The sequence below is a fragment of the Citrobacter sp. FDAARGOS_156 genome, from assembly GCF_001559235.2.
In the GTDB taxonomy this organism is placed as follows: domain Bacteria; phylum Pseudomonadota; class Gammaproteobacteria; order Enterobacterales; family Enterobacteriaceae; genus Citrobacter; species Citrobacter youngae.
In genome coordinates this window covers 1,428,234-1,448,198 of record NZ_CP014030.2, presented here as the reverse complement: position 1 = coordinate 1,448,198, position 19,965 = coordinate 1,428,234, and the positions used below count along the sequence as shown (strand labels likewise).

15 protein-coding genes are annotated in these 19,965 nt (G+C 52.8%); 5 read left to right on the top strand and 10 right to left on the bottom strand.

The features are described from left to right. Positions 1–117 precede the first annotated feature (117 nt). Positions 118–1,020 carry a LysR family transcriptional regulator gene (locus AL515_RS06995; protein ID WP_061067412.1) on the top strand — a complete coding sequence of 301 codons (903 nt, stop codon included), beginning with the start codon at positions 118–120 and terminating at the stop codon, positions 1,018–1,020. Here AL515_RS06995 and malZ read toward each other — a convergent pair. The 6 genes from malZ to phoB form a co-directional block, all read right to left on the bottom strand. After that, a complete protein-coding gene (gene malZ / locus AL515_RS06990; protein WP_061067411.1) occupies positions 1,014–2,831 on the bottom strand; it encodes a maltodextrin glucosidase in 1,818 nt (605 codons plus the stop codon). The two genes, AL515_RS06995 and malZ, sit on opposite strands and share 7 nt — an antisense overlap. Before the next feature lie 144 nt (positions 2,832–2,975). After that, the gene (locus AL515_RS06985) at positions 2,976–4,391 is read right to left on the bottom strand and encodes a hypothetical protein (RefSeq protein WP_129533665.1); all 1,416 of its coding nucleotides are present in this window, start codon (positions 4,389–4,391) and stop codon (positions 2,976–2,978) included. A gap of 519 nt (positions 4,392–4,910) precedes the next feature. Beyond that, positions 4,911–6,284: a proline-specific permease ProY gene (gene proY, locus AL515_RS06980; RefSeq protein ID WP_061067409.1), complete on the bottom strand. Its 1,374-nt coding sequence runs from the start codon at positions 6,282–6,284 to the stop codon at positions 4,911–4,913. Positions 6,285–6,365: 81 nt separating this feature from the next. Beyond that, entirely contained in the window at positions 6,366–7,685 is a 1,320-nt protein-coding gene (gene brnQ / locus AL515_RS06975; RefSeq protein ID WP_040232748.1) for a branched-chain amino acid transporter carrier protein BrnQ, read from the bottom strand. Positions 7,686–8,092: 407 nt separating this feature from the next. Beyond that, a complete protein-coding gene (gene phoR, locus AL515_RS06970) occupies positions 8,093–9,388 on the bottom strand; it encodes a phosphate regulon sensor histidine kinase PhoR (protein WP_061067408.1) in 1,296 nt (431 codons plus the stop codon). Between the two features lie 50 nt (positions 9,389–9,438). Further along, positions 9,439–10,128: a phosphate response regulator transcription factor PhoB gene (gene phoB / locus AL515_RS06965; protein WP_003021496.1), complete on the bottom strand. Its 690-nt coding sequence runs from the start codon at positions 10,126–10,128 to the stop codon at positions 9,439–9,441. A 190-nt stretch (positions 10,129–10,318) separates the two neighbouring features. On the opposite strand from phoB, the gene sbcD reads away from it, so the two are divergent. The 3 genes from sbcD (at position 10,319) to araJ (ending at position 16,028) form a co-directional block, all read left to right on the top strand. Then, positions 10,319–11,521: an exonuclease subunit SbcD gene (gene sbcD, locus AL515_RS06960; RefSeq protein WP_061067407.1), complete on the top strand. Its 1,203-nt coding sequence runs from the start codon at positions 10,319–10,321 to the stop codon at positions 11,519–11,521. Beyond that, positions 11,518–14,661 carry an exonuclease subunit SbcC gene (gene sbcC / locus AL515_RS06955; RefSeq protein WP_061067406.1) on the top strand — a complete coding sequence of 1,048 codons (3,144 nt, stop codon included), beginning with the start codon at positions 11,518–11,520 and terminating at the stop codon, positions 14,659–14,661. The genes sbcD and sbcC overlap by 4 nt, the downstream gene beginning before the upstream one ends. A gap of 194 nt (positions 14,662–14,855) precedes the next feature. Then, entirely contained in the window at positions 14,856–16,028 is a 1,173-nt protein-coding gene (gene araJ, locus AL515_RS06950; RefSeq protein ID WP_048212620.1) for an MFS transporter AraJ, read from the top strand. A 4-nt stretch (positions 16,029–16,032) separates the two neighbouring features. Here the strand turns inward: araJ and mak are convergent, their stop codons facing one another. Next, positions 16,033–16,941, bottom strand: coding sequence for a fructokinase (mak, locus tag AL515_RS06945; protein ID WP_061067405.1), 909 nt, complete (start codon positions 16,939–16,941; stop codon positions 16,033–16,035). 91 nt (positions 16,942–17,032) lie between these two features. Between mak and rdgC the strand changes: the two genes are divergently transcribed. Next, positions 17,033–17,944 (top strand): recombination-associated protein RdgC, encoded by a 912-nt coding sequence (rdgC, locus tag AL515_RS06940; protein WP_048212456.1) that lies wholly within the window; start codon positions 17,033–17,035, stop codon positions 17,942–17,944. Between the two features lie 50 nt (positions 17,945–17,994). On the opposite strand, the gene ppnP is transcribed toward rdgC, so the two are convergent. From ppnP to aroL, 3 genes are all read right to left on the bottom strand, one after another. Continuing rightward, positions 17,995–18,279, bottom strand: a complete 285-nt coding sequence (ppnP, locus tag AL515_RS06935; RefSeq protein WP_003021477.1) for a pyrimidine/purine nucleoside phosphorylase — start codon at positions 18,277–18,279, stop codon at positions 17,995–17,997. 71 nt (positions 18,280–18,350) lie between these two features. After that, entirely contained in the window at positions 18,351–19,028 is a 678-nt protein-coding gene (locus AL515_RS06930; RefSeq protein WP_061067404.1) for an AroM family protein, read from the bottom strand. Between the two features lie 284 nt (positions 19,029–19,312). Then, complete coding sequence (gene aroL / locus AL515_RS06925; protein ID WP_048212458.1) at positions 19,313–19,858, bottom strand: shikimate kinase AroL; 546 nt, start codon at positions 19,856–19,858, stop codon at positions 19,313–19,315. Positions 19,859–19,965: the final 107 nt, after the last annotated feature.

The window sequence follows — 19,965 nt, the reverse complement described above, 5'->3', positions numbered from 1 at the left end:
CGATATATCCTAAACAACATCAAAAAAATGCGCATGACTCATCTAATTTATTCACTGGCATTGTTTTTCTCCATTCGGTAAAACAGAGAGGTTTAATTTTCAGGATATTTTCTGCTTATGCGCCTCAATCTGGATGTTCTGCTGATCCTCGACGCACTCGACAAACAGGGGTCATTTGCTGCGGCGGCCGAATCGCTGTTTAAAACCCCTGCGGCACTCAGCTATATGATTCAGAAGCTGGAAAGCGATCTGAACATCGAATTGCTTGACCGTTCCGGACACCGGGCAAAATTCACCGACACCGGACGGATGATGCTGGAAAAAGGGCGTCTACTGCTGAGTGCGGCAAAAGATCTCGAAAAGCAGGCAATACAGCTAAGTTCTGGCTGGGAAAAGGAGCTGGCAATAGCGCTCGATGATTCTTTTCCCTTTGCCGCGCTGCTACCTATTATTGATGAATTTCATGCACTTAATAAACAGACCCGTCTCAACTTCACCCACCATACGCTGGCGGGTTCATGGGAGGAGCTGACCCATAATGGAGCAGATATCATTCTGGGGGCGATTAATGAACCACCAACGTCAGCGGCCTGGTCCTACAAAATGCTCGGCACGCTGGACAATGTCTTTGTCGTCGCCCCAGGACACCCGCTGGCGAGCGCGCCTGATGACCTGACGAATGAGCAATTGTGTCTGCACCGGGCGATTGTTATCAGCGACAGCGCTCGCTTTTGCCACCCATTACAGACCAACCTGATGGATGAACAGGCGCAAATTCGCGTCGATGATTTCCACAGTAAGGTGATGCTGCTGCGGGCGGGAATGGGCTGCGGATTTCTCCCCCGCCACATTGCCAGCCCATGGATTGCCAGCGGTGAACTGGTGGAAAAGAAGGTTATCTCATTTCGTCAAAAAGACGTCGCCTATATGGCATGGCGCAATAGTAGCGAAGGACTGGCGCAGCGCTGGTGGCGAGACGCGCTGCTGGCCAGTGGGGAAATTGCGCGCTTGTATCAATGACTCATCCAGACTGAAGCCGATATTGCGGGCAGCGTCAGGATATCATCGACGAGTTGGCCTTTGCCCTCTTTGTGCTGCCATTGACTGACATTGAGCAACGGTGAGGCTGGCAGCACGACTTCACAAGCGTGGCCGCGGTTTATCGCCACCAACACGCGCTGGCGGTTTAGCACGCGTGCAAACACCACCACGTTATCCTCGGCGTAAATCACCTGGCACCCACCGTGGCGTAGCGCCTGGATCTGGTGACGTAATTTGGCCAGACGCTGATACAACGCCAGCAGGTCAGCGTCCTGTTTTTCAGGCTGCCACGGGAACGGTTTGCGACAAAAAGGATCGTTATTTCCATCCAGCCCCACTTCGTCGCCGTAGTAAATACAGGGCACGCCAGGCCAGGTAAACAGCCACACCACCGCCAGCGGTAACCGTGCAACGTCTTTACCAAGCAGAGATTTAAAACGGGCGGTATCGTGGCTGTCGAGCTGATTAAACATCCGCAACTGCTGCTGATGCGACAACCCCGCGCGGTAGTTATCCATCCACGCCATACAGGTCTGAGCGTCAATAGATTGTGGGTCGTATGAAATATCGGTATTGGCGAGGAATCCCCAGAGGGGGAAAGTAAAACCGCGATAGTTCATGGCGGCATCTTCCGCATCGGCCTGCAACCACTGACGCGCATCGCCAAAATGTTCACCCACCACATACGCCTCTGGCTGGGTTTCTTTCGCCGCCTGCGTAATTCCGGCGACATGCTGCAAGTTATTACGTGCGCCACCGGCCTCTCCCAGCATATGCACGACATCCAGACGCCAGCCGTCCATACTCCACGGTGCTTTTAGCCAGTGGCGAACAATGCTGTCTTCGCCACGATAAATTTCATTTACCAGGCTTTCAGAGGAAAAGTCCAGTTTGGGTAGGCTTGAGTACCCCAACCAGTCCAGCGCAACCCCATCATCAGAGAAATGGTACCAGTCGCGCCAGGGGGAGTGTGGGTTATGGCACGCCCCGTCCGTCCCGCGATGATGTCGGTCAAACCAGGCATGCGAATCGCCGCTATGGTTAAAGACACCGTCCAGAATCAGCCGCATGCCCTGCTGTTGCGTATTGTGACGCAGGCGCAGCAGCGCCCTGTCGCCGCCAAACTGCGGATCAACATGGCGGTAATCTTCAGTATCATATTTATGTACGCTCGGCGCGATAAACACCGGATTCAGATACAGCGCCGTTACCCCTAACGTCTTCAGATACGGCAGTTTCTCGCTGATGCCGCCCAAATCTCCGCCATAAAACGTCGAACCATCGGCCTGAGCCGTAAGCGGTTCATCCCATTCGCGCCGCACGATGTCGTGTCCGGCCGCGTGGTGGTAATAGACGTTATCCTGAGTCGCTTCACGCGACTGGCCGCGGGCAAAGCGATCCGGGAAAATCTGATAAAAAATCTGATCGGCAACCCACTGCGGACCGTTATCCGGTACATCAACAGCAAACTGCTCCAGACGCGCAGGCGGAAAGCGGTTGAATCCCTGCGGGGTGAACCACAACTGGCGATCGCGCCACAGTAATTTAAAGCTATAGCGTCGGCGGGACTGCCCGCTGGTAAGATCGATCGCCGCTCGCCACGCGTTCACGCCCGGCTGCGGTTGGCTACGCAGTTTGTGCATGCTCAGAGAAATTTCTTCGTTATCGTTTTCCGCGCGTAGCGTCACCCGCTGAGGAGGATTTTCCCCCGCCAGCCATAACGTAATCGTCAGTTGATCTTTGTTTTGCTTCACAAATGGGGCAACCGGAAGGTGCCAGGCGTTCAACATCACGTATCCCCTTTGATGATAATGACGACACCTTGCCATAGCGAAGTACAGGATCACTCATCATCTTAACGTTTATTGGGGGAGGAGTGCGGGGGAGGAGAAAATTACCGGGTAACGTCAGACTACCCGGTAAACAATGAATACTTATTGGCCATCAGGCAAATTGAAAGTAGGCTTTTCCAAATTTAGATGGGAGAGCGCTTCAGGCATACCACTGAACATAACTTGCGCTACATTATTAAAGTTATAGGTATTTTTATCGGCATTGGCAAAATGCTGTTGCATTGAACCGAGCAATGACACCATTTCGTTGAAAGCATTCTTGGCTGTCTCCTTGTCTTGACCACTTTTCATTTCACTGTATGCCTGATTGATGGCATATTTGAATATATTAAAGAAAGCAACTACATCGTCACCATCATTAAACAGATCTCCATTACCTTCAGCCATTTTATTTATGGTTTGTTGAAAATATGTTTGAGTGTTATTGGCTTCGCGATGCGCCCTCCTAAAAACCCCAAATGCTTCAAGACGTGTTGATTCATTACTTTGAGGCACATCGAGAGCAAGAATATTCCTAACACCTTTATTAATTAAGTCCCTATTTTCATAAGCTAAAGCTTTTCTCTGTTCCAGATTTAGCAAGGCATCCTTGCTGTGGTGAATACTAAAAAATTGCAGGATTTTATTCTTAAGTTGCAGGATTTTATCCTTAAGTGATTTTTTTTCTGGAACACTATTTTTCTTTACAACGTCGTTTTTTACCTTAGCGACATTCTCCGCTTGAATAGTTGCATTTTTCGCTACATGGCTCTTTGGATTACTCATTACCTTTGTTTCTGGCTGTAGAAGAACTTCACGTTTTAATTCCGACCTCCGCAAGTCTTCTGCTCCAGGGGGTGCAGGCCGTGGGGTATTCTGCACCGCAGCCTGCCCGTGCACATCTGTACGGAGCGGCACCTGCGGGCGGGTCTGCACCGACGCCTGCTTATGCACATCTGTACGGGGCGGCACCTGCGGGCGGGTCTGCACCGACGCCTGCTTGTGCACATCTGTACGGGGCGGTACCGGCGGAGGGGTCTGCACCGACACCTGCTTGTGCACATCTGTACGGGGCGGCACCGGCGGAGGGGTCTGCACCGACGCCTGCTTGTGCACATCTGTACGGGGCGGTACCGGCGGAGGGGTCTGCACCGACACCTGCTTGTGCACATCTGTACGGGGCGGCACCTGCGGGCGGATCTGCACCGACGCCTGCTTATGCACATCTGTACGGGGCGGCACCTGCGGAGGGGTCTGCACCGACGCCTGCTTGTGCACATCTGTACGGGGCGGCACCGGCGGAGGGGTCTGCACCGACGCCTGCTTGTGCACATCTGTACGGGGCGGCACCGGCGGAGGGGTCTGCACCGACGCCTGCTTGTGCACATCTGTACGGGGCGGCACCGGCGGAGGGGTCTGCACCGACGCCTGCTTGTGCACATCTGTACGGGGCGGCACCGGCGGAGGGGTCTGCACCGACGCCTGCGCGCGTACCGCTCCTGGTGAAGGTTTCGGCACACAAATCTCTATACTGGCCTTCTTTATACCGGCCTGTGGTAATGGCCGTGGTCCTTGTGATATTAAACCACTAATATTTGTGGGTGTTTGTCCACTATTTGCCACTCCAACTAATTTGTTAGTTTTAGAGTTAAAGACAGAAACCTCACATGTACTATTACCCCTAACTCCCGGGTTATTATGAGTTCTACTCTTTGTAGAGCAGTCTGCTGGAATATCATTTATACCCATAAAGTTCCTCATTTAATCTCATTAATAATAGTTATACTTTACAAGAAGGAATATAAAAACCATAAAGCAGCAGAAAAATAACATAAAAACCCTCATCAAACTTTCAAAAAACGCTCATAATAGTTTGATGGCAAACAAAGAAAATGATTATTATCTTTCATTATTAAACACTAAACATTCACCATGTTTATACAAATAAAAACGAAGTTGATTATTCAACTTCGTTTTTTAAATAAAGAGCAATTGCCAAATTCAACTACGAACCAACATTACCACCCAGTAAAAAAATTACTGCACTTCAGCCAGTTGGCGCTCGCGACGGCGTTTGAATACCCAGCCAGCAAGCAGCAGGAGAATCCACGCAAAACCGACGTACAGCGAAATGCGGGTATCCGGATGATAGCCAATCAGAGCGATGATAAAGACCAGGAAAATCAGGCCAACAACGGTCGTCGTTACCCCACCCGGTACTTTAAACTTCAGCGCTTTGACCTCTTCCGGCGGCAGACGACGACGGAAAGCAATCTGCGACAGCAGGATCATAATCCACACCCAAACCGTGGCGAACGTTGCCAGCGAAGCGATCACCAGGAAGACGTTTTCCGGCATGATGTAGTTAAGATACACCGAAAACAGCAGCGCGATGGTCATCACCATCACCGTAACCCACGGCACGCCACGACGCGACGTTTTGGCGAACATTTTCGGGGCACTGCCCTGCTCTGCCATACCGTGCAGCATACGCCCCACACCGAAGACGTCAGAGTTGATGGCCGACAGCGACGCAGTCAGGACGACAAAGTTGAGGATCCCGGCAGCAAAGGTAATGCCCATATGCTGGAACGTCATAACGAACGGGCTACCGTCGGTTCCCACCTGGTTCCACGGGTAGATAGACATAATGACGAACAACGTCCCCACATAAAACACCAGGATACGCATTGGTACGGAATTGATGGCGCGCGGAATAGATTTTTCCGGGTCTTTGGCTTCGCCTGCGGTAATCCCGATAATCTCAATCCCGCCGTAAGCGAACATCACCATTTGCAGCGACATCACCATGCCGAGCCAGCCGTTGCTGAAGAAACCACCGTTGCTCCACAGGTTATGGATACCAGTCGGTTGCCCGCCGTTGCCAATCCCCCAAATGATGATACCGAAACCGGCAACAATCATGATGATGATGGTGGCAACTTTGAAGAATGAGAACCAGAACTCCAGCTCGCCAAACACCTTCACGCTCATCAGGTTGATGGCGCAGATAATCAGCACTACGCTGAGTACCCAAATCCAGTGCGGTACGGCCGGGAACCAGACGCCCATGTAAATACCAAAGGCAGTCACGTCGGCAATGGCGACAATCAGGATTTCAAAACAGTAGGTCCAGCCGGTAATGTAACCAGCCAACGGTCCGAGGTTTTCCTGCGCATAGCGCGAGAAAGAGCTGGCAGCCGGGTTATGAACAGACATTTCGCCCAGCGCACGCATAATAATATACGCCGCCACACCGCCGATAATATAGGCCAGCAACACGCTCGGCCCCGCCATTTTGATGGCATCGGCTGAACCATAGAACAGCCCGGTACCAATTGCTGAACCTAATGCCATAAAGCGAATGTGCCGGGTGCTCAGCCCACGCTTTAGCTTGTTATTACTTTCCATCGATTCCTAACCTGTTAACACAATAAAAAAACCACGGGGCCATATTAATAGCCCCGTGGTTAAAACTTATTGTCAGTGATATTAGTGTGCGCTGGAGGTCACTTGTCGACCCGCTGCGCGATCCCAGATAACGGCCAGGACCACCATCACGACTGTTGGCATCAACCACGCCAGCCCCTGCTCCGCCAGCGGTAAACGCTGGGTCCAGGCTGGTAAGACATCGCCAATTGCAGAAGCTTTAATGCCATCAAGGATACCAAAAATCAGGCTGATAAACATCGCAGGTGCAATGACGCGGGAAGAATTATGCCACCATGAGCGGGTAAAGCTTAATACAACCAGTGCGATACATGGCGGATAGATAGCCGTCAGCACCGGAATAGAGATCTGAATCAGATGGCTCAGGCCCAGGTTAGAAACCACCATCGAGAAGCCGCCGAGGATAAATACCAGCGTACGATAAGACAGTGGAACATACTGGGCAAAGAACTCTGCGCACGCACAGGTCAAGCCAACCGCGGTGACCAGACAGGCGATGAAAATCAGCGCCGCCAGCAGGAAGCTGCCTGCACCACCGAAGGTGTGCTGAACATACGCATGCAGAATTGCCGCACCGTTAGCAGATTGATCGACCAACGTCGCACTGTCTGAACCCAGACGGAACAACGCAAGGTACAGCAGCGTTAAACCCACGCCCGCCATCAGCCCAGCCCAGACGGTGTAACGGGTCAACAAACGCGCTTCGGTAACGCCACGCGAGCGGGCGGCGTTAACAATAACAATACCAAATACCATCGCGCCCAGCGTATCCATCGTCAGATAGCCGTTCACAAAGCCATTCGAGAATGCCGCGTTTTGATAGGCTTCCATCGCATTGCTGATCGGGCCCGCTGGCCAGACAATCGCCGCCACGGAAAGCACAACCAGTGCCAGAATTTTCAATGGAGCAAGGAAGTTGCCCACGGTATCCAGCAGTTTGCCGGGATACAGTGACACCAGAATCACAATCGCGAAATAGACCACGCTGTAGATGAACAGCGGCAGCGCAGAATCACCGGTCAGCGGTGCAATCCCAACTTCGAACGAAACCGTTGCGGTACGCGGCGTGGCGAATAATGGCCCCACGGCCAGATAGCAGACGGTAGCCAGCAGCAGACCGGCAACTTTACCGATAGGCGTGCTCAGGCTGTCCACACCGCCGCCCACTTTCGCCAATGCGACCACGGTAAGTACCGGAAGGCCTACGGCGGTAATCAGGAAGCCAAAGGCCGCGGTCCAGACGTGCTCGCCTGCCTGCAAACCAACCATTGGGGGGAAAATAATGTTACCTGCACCAACGAACAGTGCAAATGTCATAAATCCCAGTGCGATAATATCGCGCGATTTTAACTGATGGGTCATAAAGTCTTACTGCCTGTGGATGTGGTGTTGAAAACGTTTAATTTTCTGCCTTTCCCTGCGGGATGATACAGCGGCATTTTTAAGCAATTCCAGCGGGAAATTCTCCCGGTCTGGCGCGGCGAAGAATAGTTTTTCGATTTACCGCGTAAATGCAGTCGGTATGACAGCATTTGATGCGCAATTTAAACGCTTATAACGTTTTAAAGCAAGGTGGGATCTAAAAACCAGAACAATATAGTGATATGAAAAATTGAACCAGCACAAAACACCATTCCCTGGAAAAAGACATGGGTAATCATGCGAACAAAAAACAATCAAACGTCGTAAAATTCAGGAGCTACTTATTGACTACAACAAAAAAAGCCAGCTCGCGCTGGCTTTTGGAAAGATAAACTTACGAATACGTTTTAACCGCTATTTTTGGCAATTAAACGTTCCGGGATCACGAAACTAAATCGCGTTCCCTGGCCTGGTTCGCTGTCGATATTCAAACGGCTGTCGTGATGATGCAGGGCATGCTTAACGATGGCCAGCCCGAGTCCGCTACCGCCCGTTTGCCGCGATCGCGCTTTATCTACGCGATAAAAACGCTCGGTCAGGCGTGGAATATGCTCGGCGGCAATACCTGGACCGTTGTCTTCCACACAAAATTCCGCCCCCGAGGCCACATGCTGCCAGCGTACGGTAATGTGCGTTCCCGCAGGGGTGTGGTTCACCGCGTTATAGACGAGATTCGAGATAGCGCTACGCAACTGCTCCTCGTTACCCCGCACGTTCAGGCTGTTATCAACATCAAAAGTAAACGTATGTTTGTGCTGGCTCAGCGTTTGCGCTTCGTGCTCAACCACGCGCAGCATCATGGGCACATCGACCTTCTCATTCAGTTGCAGCGTCGGCGCAGCCTCAATTTTTGACAGCGTTAGCAGTTGCTTCACTAACCCTTCCATACGGTACGTTTGTTCACGCATGGTATGCAGCGCTTTTTCGCGCGTTGTCCCTTCCAACGGATGCTCCTGCATCATTTCCAGATAGCCTTGCAGCACCGTCAGCGGCGTGCGCAGCTCATGACTGGCGTTGGCGAAAAAGTTACGTCGGGAACCTTCCAGTTGATGCATCTGCGTAACATCACGCGCCACCATCAGCAGTTGCTTATCGGTGTAGGGCATCACGCGAATTTCCAGATGCCGTCCGGTGTTGAGTACCAGATTAATTGGCCGACTAAAGTCGCGTGTTTTCAGATACAGCGTAAATTCCGGGTAGCGCAGCAGATTAAGGATATTTTGCCCGCTATCGTCCGGCCAGCGTAACCCTAAAACCTGCTGTGCCAGTCCGTTACACCAGAAAATCCCGCCTTCTTCGGTGGTTAGCACCACTGCGTCGGGCAGTGATTCGGCGCCGCTGCGAAAGCGTTTAATGAGGTTACCCAATTCGCGACGGCGCTTTTTGTTACGCAGCTGCATTTGATGCAGCCCATATAACAACGGCTCCCAACTGCCGCGCCCCGGCGGCGGCGTCATACTTCTGTCGACCCATAGCCACCAGGACAAACGTAATAAATTCCAGAAATGCCAGATAAGCAGGCCCGTTACCGACGCCAGTAAAAACCAGGGTAGATAACCAAAAAAAGCGCTAAGGATAAAAGCCGGTATGCAGCAGAGGATCAGCTCCAGTACCAACCTTTTCCATGACAATCGTTCTAGCAAACGTCTTACTCCATTTACGGCCTAATCCATCAGGCCATGATTCTTGTCAGTCAGAAGCGGGTCGAAAAACGATATCCCGTCCCGCGAACCGTCTGCACCATACGATCGTGTCCGCTATGCTCCAGCGCTTTACGCAACCGACGAATATGCACATCCACTGTCCGGTCTTCCACGTAGACATTGGTTCCCCAGACATGATTGAGGAGTTGTTCACGGCTGTAGACGCGCTCAGGGTGGGTCATAAAGAAGTGCAACAGTTTGAATTCGGTGGGTCCCATATCCAGTGGATCCTCGCCGGTCATCACACGGTGCGAGGTAGGGTCAAGACTCAGCCCTTGCATCTCGATAACTTCTTCCACCGCCATGGGGGAAATACGTCGTAAAACGGCTTTAATACGCGCCACCAGCTCCTTCGGAGAGAACGGCTTAGTAATATAGTCATCCGCACCGGTTTCCAGACCCCGCACACGGTCTTCTTCTTCACCGCGCGCCGTCAGCATCATCACGGGGATATCCCGCGTCATCGCTTCCCGTTTGAGGTGTTTAATAAACTGTAGACCCGAGCCGCCGGGAAGCATCCAGTCAAGCAGGACGAGATCCGGCCAGGGTTCATTAAGTTGGTTCACAGCACTGTCATAGTCTTCGGCTTCTACGGGTTGAAAACCGTTTTGCTCGAGCACGAAGCAGACCATTTCACGAATTGGAGCTTCATCTTCTACGACCAGAATACGTCTCGCCATGATTTGCCCTGTTTATAATTAAATCGTTTGCCATCAATACCGTGGCATTATGCGTCACTTTTATGACAGATTTATGAAAAGATAGTCCAGGTTTAACGCAGCCAGGCGAATTATGACAGCCCGGAAACAAGATATTACCGTCCTTGCAAGGTTATAATCTCCGCCATCGTTTTTTTGTCATGGAACTCTTATGCGCATCCTCCACACGTCTGACTGGCATCTGGGCCAAAATTTCTACAGCAAGAGCCGCGCCGCTGAACACCAGGCCTTTCTCGACTGGTTGCTGGAAACGGCACAATCCCATCAGGTGGATGCCATTATTGTGGCAGGTGATATTTTTGATACTGGTTCACCGCCAAGCTACGCCCGCGAGTTGTATAACCGTTTTGTTGTCAACCTACAGCAAACAGGCTGTCATCTGGTCGTGCTGGCAGGAAACCATGACTCCGTTGCCACACTCAATGAATCTCGCGATATTCTGGCGTTCCTCAACACCACGGTCGTTGCCAGCGCCGGCCATGCGCCGCAGGTACTGCCGCAACGCGACGGCACGCCGGGGGCTATCCTGTGTCCGGTTCCTTTCTTACGTCCGCGCGACATCATTACCAGCCAGGCTGGGTTGACCGGGCAAGAAAAACAGCAGCATTTATTAGGTGCAATCACCGACTATTACCAACAGCAATATCAGGACGCCTGCGCGCTGCGTGGCGACCAGAATCTGCCAATTATTGCGACAGGGCATCTGACCACCGTCGGCGCCAGTAAAAGTGACGCCGTACGCGATATTTATATTGGGACGCTGGATGCTTTTCCGGCACAAAATTTCCCACCGGCGGATTACATCGCGCTGGGACATATTCACCGGGCACAGGTCATCGGCGGTACGGAACATATTCGCTATTGCGGCTCCCCGATTGCACTGAGTTTTGACGAGTGCGGCAAAAGCAAATGCGTCCACCTGGTGAGCTTTGAAAACGGTAAGCTGAGCGCCGTTGAAAACCTCATCGTACCCGTAACCCAACAACTTGCCGTATTGAAAGGCGATTTAGCGACGATTAGCGCACAGCTGGAACAATGGCGTGGCACGCAACAGGAACCGCCGGTGTGGTTAGATATAGAAATCGCGACCGATGACTATCTGCATGATATGCAGCGCAAAATCCAGACTCTGACCGAAGACTTACCGGTAGAAGTCTTATTGGTGCGTCGTAGTCGTGAACAACGCGAGCGCATCATGGCCAATGAACGACGTGAAACGTTGAGTGAATTAAGCGTGACGGAGGTGTTTGACCGCCGTCTGGCACTGGAAGAACTCGACGATCCACAGCGTGAGCGCCTGAATCAGCTGTTTAGCACAACCTTACACACGCTCGCCGGGGAGACCGAAGCATGAAAATTCTCAGCCTGCGTCTGAAAAACCTCAACTCTCTGAAAGGGGAATGGAAAGTTGATTTCACGGCAGAGCCTTTTGCCAGCAACGGGCTGTTCGCCATCACCGGTCCAACCGGTGCCGGGAAGACCACCCTACTGGACGCCATTTGCCTCGCGCTGTACCACGAAACACCACGACTCAATACCGTATCGCAGTCGCAAAACGACCTGATGACCCGCGATACGGCGGAATGTCTGGCCGAAGTTGAATTCGAAGTCAGAGGCGAAGCCTATCGCGCATTCTGGAGCCAGAACCGCGCGCGCAATCAACCAGAAGGTAACCTGCAGGTTCCGCGTGTCGAACTGGCTCGTTGCGCCGATGGCAAAATTCTCGCCGATAAAGTTAAAGACAAGCTGGAAATGACCGCCGAGCTTACCGGGCTGGATTACGGCCGTTTTACCCGCTCGATGCTGCTGTCTCAGGGCCAGTTTGCCGCATTTCTCAATGCCAAACCGAAAGAGCGCGCCGAACTGCTGGAAGAGCTGACCGGCACAGAGATTTACGGCCAAATCTCCGCCATGGTGTTTGAAAAGCACAAAGCAGCGCGTACGGAGCTGGAAAAACTGCAGGCCCAGGCCAGCGGCGTGGCGCTGTTAGCACCAGAGCAGGTACAGTCTCTGACAGAAAGTTTGCAGGTACTTACTGACGAAGAAAAACAGCATCTTACCCGTCAGCAAATCCAGCAACAGCATCTTAATTGGCTCATCCGACAAAATGAGCTACAGGCAGAAGTAAGCCGCCACCAGCAAGCATTACAGACCGCAAAAGAGGCGCAAGATAAAGCACAACCGCAGCTGGCGACACTCAGCCTGGCACATCCCGCCAGAGCATTGCGTCCGTACTGGGAGCGAATTCAGGAACAATCCGCCACGCTCCGCCGAACACGACAGAATATTCAGGAAGTGAATGCTCGCTTACAAAGCAGCTTAGCGCTGCGCGGGCGCATCCGTCAGCAGGCACAAAAACAGTCGGCGACCCTGCTCACCGAACAGCAGGCGCTAACCGACTGGCTGAACGAACATGACCGTTTCCGCTTATGGAGCAGCGAACTGGCAGGATGGAAAGCGCTATTGGCACAGCAATCTGACGCTAACGAGCAGCTACGTCAGTGGCAAAAACTACGCGACAGCGACGTGCGCAAGCTGGATGCACTGCCGCTTCCCTCGTTGGCCCTTAGCGCGCAAGAGGTCACGGTAGCGCTGGCGCAGCACTCACAGTTGCGTCCATTACGCCAGCAACTGAGCAATCTGCATGGACAAATTGCGCCGAAACAAAAACAACTGGTACAGCTACGCACCACAATTCAGCAGCGCCAGCAGGAGCAAGCACAACGCAACGCGGCCCTGGCAGAAAAACGTCAGCGCTATAAAGATAAAAATCAGCATCTGACCGATGTGAAAACGCTCTGCGAACAGGAAGCACGGATTAAAGATCTGGAAAGCCAGCGTGCTTTACTGCAGTCCGGACAGCCTTGTCCGCTTTGTGGCTCCACGACACATCCGGCCATTGAGCACTATCAGACCCTCGAACTCAGCGTCAATCAGGCGCGGCGTGAGGCATTAGAAAAAGAGGTCAAAACGCTGGCCGATGAGGGGTCAACGCTACGCGGGCAGCTCGACGCGATAACCCAACAGCTACAGCGCGATGAACGCGAGGTACAGACGCTTTCTCAGGAGGAGCAAGCACTTACTAAAGAGTGGCAGACCGTCACCGCCAGCCTCAACGTCACGCTACAACCGCAGGATGACATTGCCCCGTGGCTGGCCGCTCAGGAAGAGCACGAACAACAGCTTCACCAGTTGAGCCTGCGTCATGCCCTGCAGGCACAAATTACTGCACATTCCGAACAGATAACCCAGCTTCAACTGCATATTGAACAGCGGCAGACTACGCTTCTCGCTGAATTAGCCCGCTACGGTCTGTCGCTTCCTGCCGATGACGATATCACCGCCTGGCTTAACGCACGTGTGGGCGAAGCGCAGATGTGGCAGCGTCGCCAAAATGAACTGACCGAGCTCCAGGCGAAAATGGCACAGCTTGCGCCATTGCTGGAAACATTGCCCGAAACCGGCGCGAAGGAAGAAACGACAGAAAGCCTGGCGCTGGAAAACTGGCGGCAGGTGCACGATGACTGCCTCTCATTACAGGGCCAGTGGCAATCGTTGCAACAGCAGGAAGCCCAGGAGGCACAACGCGCAGCAGAGATTCAGGCACAGTTTGATAGCGCATTGCAGGCCAGCATCTTTGCCGATCGCGACACCTTCCTTGCCGCCCTGCTTGATGAAGAGGCGTTTAACCATCTTGAGCAGCTTAAGCAATCGCTGGAAGGCCAGCTACAACAGGCGCAAACGCTGCTTAACCAGGCTCAGCAGGCGCTGGCAACGCATCAGCAGCAACCGCCTGCCGGCGCGGATCTCACACTCACCGTGGACTATCTTCGCGATGCACTGGCGCAGCTCACGCAACAACTGCGGGATAACACCACGCGCCAGGGCGAAATTCGCCAGCAGCTCAGGCAGGATGCCGAAAACCGCCAGCAGCAGCAGACCCTGATGCAAGAGATTGAAAAGGCCTCACTGCTGGTCGAAGACTGGGGTTACCTGAATGCGCTGATCGGCTCGAAAGAAGGTGATAAATTCCGCAAATTTGCCCAGGGACTGACGCTGGATAACCTGGTCTGGTTGGCCAACAACCAGTTAACCCGCCTGCACGGTCGCTATCTGTTGCAACGCAAGGCCAGTGAGGCGCTGGAACTTGAAGTGGTGGATACCTGGCAAGCCGATGCCGTGCGTGATACCCGCACGCTCTCCGGCGGCGAGAGCTTCCTCGTGAGCCTGGCGCTGGCGCTGGCGTTGTCCGACCTGGTCAGTCACAAAACACGTATTGACTCCCTGTTCCTCGACGAAGGTTTCGGCACGCTGGACAGTGAAACGCTGGATACCGCCCTCGACGCGCTGGATGCCCTGAACGCCACTGGCAAAACCATTGGCGTGATAAGCCACGTTGAAGCGATGAAAGAACGTATTCCCGTGCAAATCAAGGTTAAAAAAATCAATGGATTAGGTTACAGCAAACTCGACAAGATGTTTGCGGTGGAGTAATCACCCTGTGGGTGTGGTTTCACAGGCCGGATAAGCGTAAGCACCATCCGGCATAATACATAGCACGATCGTGAATACACGAAGACGGATATGAAATGGCAATCTCTTTTTCTTATCCGCAAGCTATCCCTTTATTGACGGCGAGCATTCAGCGCTGTGGCGCACATCCTGCGTCTTTATTGTTGGCAGGTAGTATGAAAAAAGTCATTTTCTCTTTAGCCCTCGGGACGTTTGGGCTGGGCATGGCCGAGTTTGGCATTATGGGCGTCTTAACCGAACTGGCGCGTGACGTGGGCATATCCATCCCCGATGCTGGCCATATGATTTCGTTTTACGCCTTTGGCGTTGTCATCGGCGCACCCATTATTGCCGTGTTTTCCAATCGTTTTTCGCTTAAGCATATTCTGCTGTTTCTGGTCACACTCTGTGTCGTCGGTAACGCCATCTTCACCCTCTCTTCCAGCTATTTTATGCTGGCGGTAGGCCGGCTGGTCTCCGGGTTTCCACACGGGGCATTTTTTGGCGTCGGCGCGATTATCCTGTCAAAGCTGGCGCGCCCTGGTAAAGTTACCGCCGCCGTGGCGGGTATGATTTCCGGCATGACCGTCGCCAATCTGATTGGCATTCCCATTGGCACCTGGCTGAGTCAGACGTTTAGCTGGCGCTACACGTTTCTGCTAATTGCCGTGTTTAACATCGCCGTTATTCTGTCGGTTATGTTTTGGGTACCCAACCTCCGCGACGAAGCAAAAGGCAGGCTACGCGAGCAATTTCACTTTCTGAAAAGTCCCGCACCGTGGCTCATTTTCTCCGCCACCATGTTTGGGAACGCCGGTGTTTTTGCCTGGTTCAGCTACGTAAAACCCTACATGATGTACATCTCTGGTTTCTCCGAAACGCTGATGACTTTCATCATGATGCTGGTTGGGCTGGGGATGGTGTTGGGCAACCTGCTGAGCGGTCGACTGTCTGGTCGCTACACGCCGCTACGCATTGCGGTAGTAACTGATTTTGTGATTGTACTGGCCCTGCTGCTGCTGTTTGCATTCGGCGGCATCAAAACCGCCTCGCTGACGTTCGCCTTTATTTGCTGCGCGGGTCTGTTTGCGCTATCAGCACCGCTACAAATTTTACTGCTACAAAACGCGAAGGGCGGTGAACTGCTGGGGGCGGCCGGTGGGCAAATGGCCTTTAATCTGGGTAGCGCAATTGGCGCTTACTTCGGCGGCTTAATGTTGACGTTGGGTTTTGCCTACAACTACGTCACGATCCCTGCGGCTCTACTGTCTTTTACCGCGATGTCATCACTGCTGATCTATGGTCGCCTGAAGCGCGGTGTGCAACAACAGGTTGCACCCGCGACATAAACGTTTATGCCTGCGGCCACAGCCAGGCCGCGCCGCGCACGCCACTGGAGTCACCGTGTAACGCCTTGCGCAGAGGCGTTTCACACTCACCGCCAAAAACAAACTGCTTCATCAACGTCGGGACGTGTTGATACAGCCTGTCGACATTGCTCATTCCCCCGCCCAGTACAATGACATCCGGATCGAGAATATTCACCACATGCGCTAATGATTTCGCCAGGCGTAATTCATATCGGCTCAGCGCCTGTTCCGCCAGCGCATCCTGTTCGTTAACCAGACGGATAATTTCACTGCCTTTTAGCGGATTTCCGCTCAGGCGATGATAATCAGTGGCAAAACCGGTCCCTGAGATAAAGGTTTCAATGCAGCCTTGCTTGCCGCAATAACAGGGTACTTCCTGCCGATAGCGCAGCTCATCTTCGTCCATCCACGGCAGCGGATTATGCCCCCACTCGCCCGCCGTGCCATTCCCACCGGTATGCACCCGGCCATTTAGCGCCACGCCGGAACCACAGCCGGTACCAATTATCACCGCAAACACGGTTTGCGCCCCCGCCGCCGCGCCATCCACCGCTTCAGACACCGCCAGGCAGTTAGCATCGTTTGCCAGGCGGACTTCGCGGTTCAGTCGGGTACTCAGGTCTTTGTCAAAGGGTTGTCCATTGAGCCAGGTCGAGTTGGCATTTTTCACCACCCCGGTATAGGGCGATATTGAACCTGGAATGCCCATCCCCACGGTTCCCATCTGCCCGGTGGCTTTTTCCGCCATCTCCACCAGCGCGGCGATGGTTTCTATCGTTTGCCGATAATCATCACGCGGCGTAGGCAGGCGATGGCGAAAAAGCTGTTCGCCTGCATCGCCAAGCGCGATAACTTCCGTTTTTGTACCGCCCAAATCGATACCTATACGCACTGTTTGCTCCTCTTCCCGATTAACAATGCAAGCATAGCGACAATTCGCTATCATGCCCGCTGGATTTAACGACAAGGCCGTGGAAATTATCATGCTGTGGTTCAAAAATTTAATGGTTTACCGTCTTAGCCGCGATGTTTCTTTGCGTGCCGAAGAGATGGAAAAACAGCTGGCATCAATGACGTTCACCCCTTGCGGTAGCCAGGATATGGCAAAAATGGGCTGGGTTCCGCCGATGGGATCGCACAGCGATGCATTAACGCATACCGCCAATGGCCAAATTATTATCTGCGCCCGCAAAGAAGAAAAAATTCTGCCGTCGCCGGTTATCAAACAGGCGCTGGAAGCAAAAATAATCAAACTGGAAGCTGAGCAGGGTCGCAAGCTCAAAAAGACCGAAAAAGACTCGCTGAAAGATGAAGTGTTGCACTCATTGCTGCCGCGCGCCTTTAGCCGCTTCAGCCAGACAATGATGTGGATCGACACCGTCAACGATCTGATCATTGTCGACTGTGCAAGCGCGAAGAAAGCGGAAGATACGCTGGCGCTGCTGCGTAAAAGCCTCGGTTCACTGCCGGTTGTCCCGTTGACGATGGAAAACCCTATTGAGCTAACGCTGACCGAATGGGTTCGCTCCGGCACAACGGCACAGGGATTCCAGTTACTGGACGAAGCCGAACTGAAAGCGATGCTGGAAGACGGCGGCGTGATCCGCGCGAAGAAACAGGATCTGGTTTGCGATGAAATTGCCGTACACATCGAAGCAGGCAAACTGGTCACCAAACTGGCCCTCGACTGGCAGCAGCGCATTCAGTTCGTTATGTGTGACGACGGCTCCATTAAGCGTCTGAAGTTTAGCGACGAGCTGCGCGATCAGAACGAAGATATCGACCGCGAAGATTATGCTCAGCGTTTTGATGCCGATTTCATCCTGATGACGGGTGAACTGGCGGCGCTGATTAAAAGCCTGGTGGAAGGATTAGGCGGCGAAGCGCAGCGCTAAGCCGTGTTTACCGAATGGCGGCTCAGTGTCGCCATTCGCTATTTTTACGCTTACAGATAGCGGCAAAGATAGGATGTTGGCTCTGCCACCTGCAGATGAAACTCACTGTTGCCCGGTACGTTAAACACGTCCCCTGCGGCATACACTTTCCACTCGGTTTCCCCCGGCAGCAGCACGTTCAGTGCGCCGCTGACGACCGTCATCTCTTCAGGCGCCGCAGTACCAAAGGTATATTCACCTTCAGCCATAACGCCAACGCTGGCGCGGCCAGTACTGCTGCTGGTAAAACCGATCGATTTTACTTTGCCGGAAAAGTATTCATTACTTTGAAGCATACAACTGGCCCTATCTCGTGATTAAGTTGATAACCAATATAGGGGCCTGGCGTTGTACCTGTCACGCAAAATTAAGCGAGCAACTCGGATGCCAGTCGGGCAATCAGTACGTTAGACAGAAGAACCGGGACATCCAGAGACTTTTGCAGTAAATCACGATGGCGTTGGTTAAAACCCAAACAATCCAGCATGATCACATCCGCGCCCTGCTCAAGCAGATCTTTTCCGGCATCAATCAGCTGTTGTTCAGAACCGTGAATCGGGTTTGCCACGGCATAGACGGGGGACGTCTGTAGCACCTGCCATTTTTGTTCCTGGGCCTGGAGCAACTCGGCGACCGGCACAATCACCCCAACCTGGTGCCCTTCCACAATTGAGGCCACCAGGGGAGGAATAATTCGTAAAGGCTCCAGCAGGATACTATTGCGGGCCGTCAGGCGGGTAATTAAGGCCGTGCTCATCAGCAAAATAACGTCAAAACCCTGGTTATCCAGCACTTCAACAATACTTTGCAAATCGCGTTCGACTTTCTGGCGCGAGACATGAGCCAGTTGATGGTCGCTCAGCAGCGTCAATAACGACTCGTCGCCGGGCGAGACCGCATACTCGGCCATCACATCTTCTCGCCGCATCTGTCCCAGCAGGCTGTGGTGAGTAATGTGTTGTTCATCGATATATTCCGTCAGGAGCGGTAACACCTCACACATCGGCACAACACCAATCGTGAGGATAGCCAACGACGTACTCATTTGTTGCTCCACCGTCTTCTTACTTTGCCGTGAATTCCCGGACAAATGCCGGGTACTGACCAGCGCTAGCGCTACAAATGCTCAAAAGCGTAGCAGCAGATCGGCGATGCATAGTGTAAAGATTCCTAATCATTCCAGTACTATATTGTTATCGCTTAATTTTCACTTTCCGCGGTATAGCAGGAGGTTCGAAAATTGTGATACAGGCACGCTCCGGCAGAGGACAGATAATATGTCTGCACGCCCGGGATGGAGTGGAAAGGTCGGTCTATATCGGGAAGCCCTTAACAATAAGCTCCGCCCTGTAGCCGTGACCGGGCTTGCGACAGTATCACAAGAATATCAGCCACAACCTGCGAAGGTTCATTCGTCGCATCAACAATATAATGCGCCGCTTCACGATACAGCGCATCGCGCTGCTCAAGCACTTCCTGCACTTCTTCGGTTAATGGCTTGCCAGTTAACGTCGGGCGCAATCCTTCCTCAGGCGCCTCTTCCAGGCGGTTTACCAGTACCGATACTGGTGCGTTTAAATAGATGACCATGCCGTGACTACGCATGTAGTGACGATTATATTCAGTAAGAATAATACCGCCGCCGGTCGCTACGACTGTTGAGGGGGCCGTAACGGCCTGCAGGGCGGTCGTTTCCTGGGCGCGAAAACCTTCCCATCCTTCTCTTTCAACAATTTCAGCCACCGTCATCTGCAGATGTGATTGCAACCAGCGATCGGTATCAACGAACTGAAAGTCGATGGCTTTCGCCAGCGCCATACCGGTTGTCGTCTTACCACACCCCCGGGGGCCAACAAGATAAAGCGGTTGTGTCATCACAGAAGTTCCCCAGAGAACCGCAGGTAAGCGGGATCTGATGCTGTTAAAGTTATAATCATACCATCAAACTAGTACGTCGCCAAAGTGTAAAGAATAGATTCCAA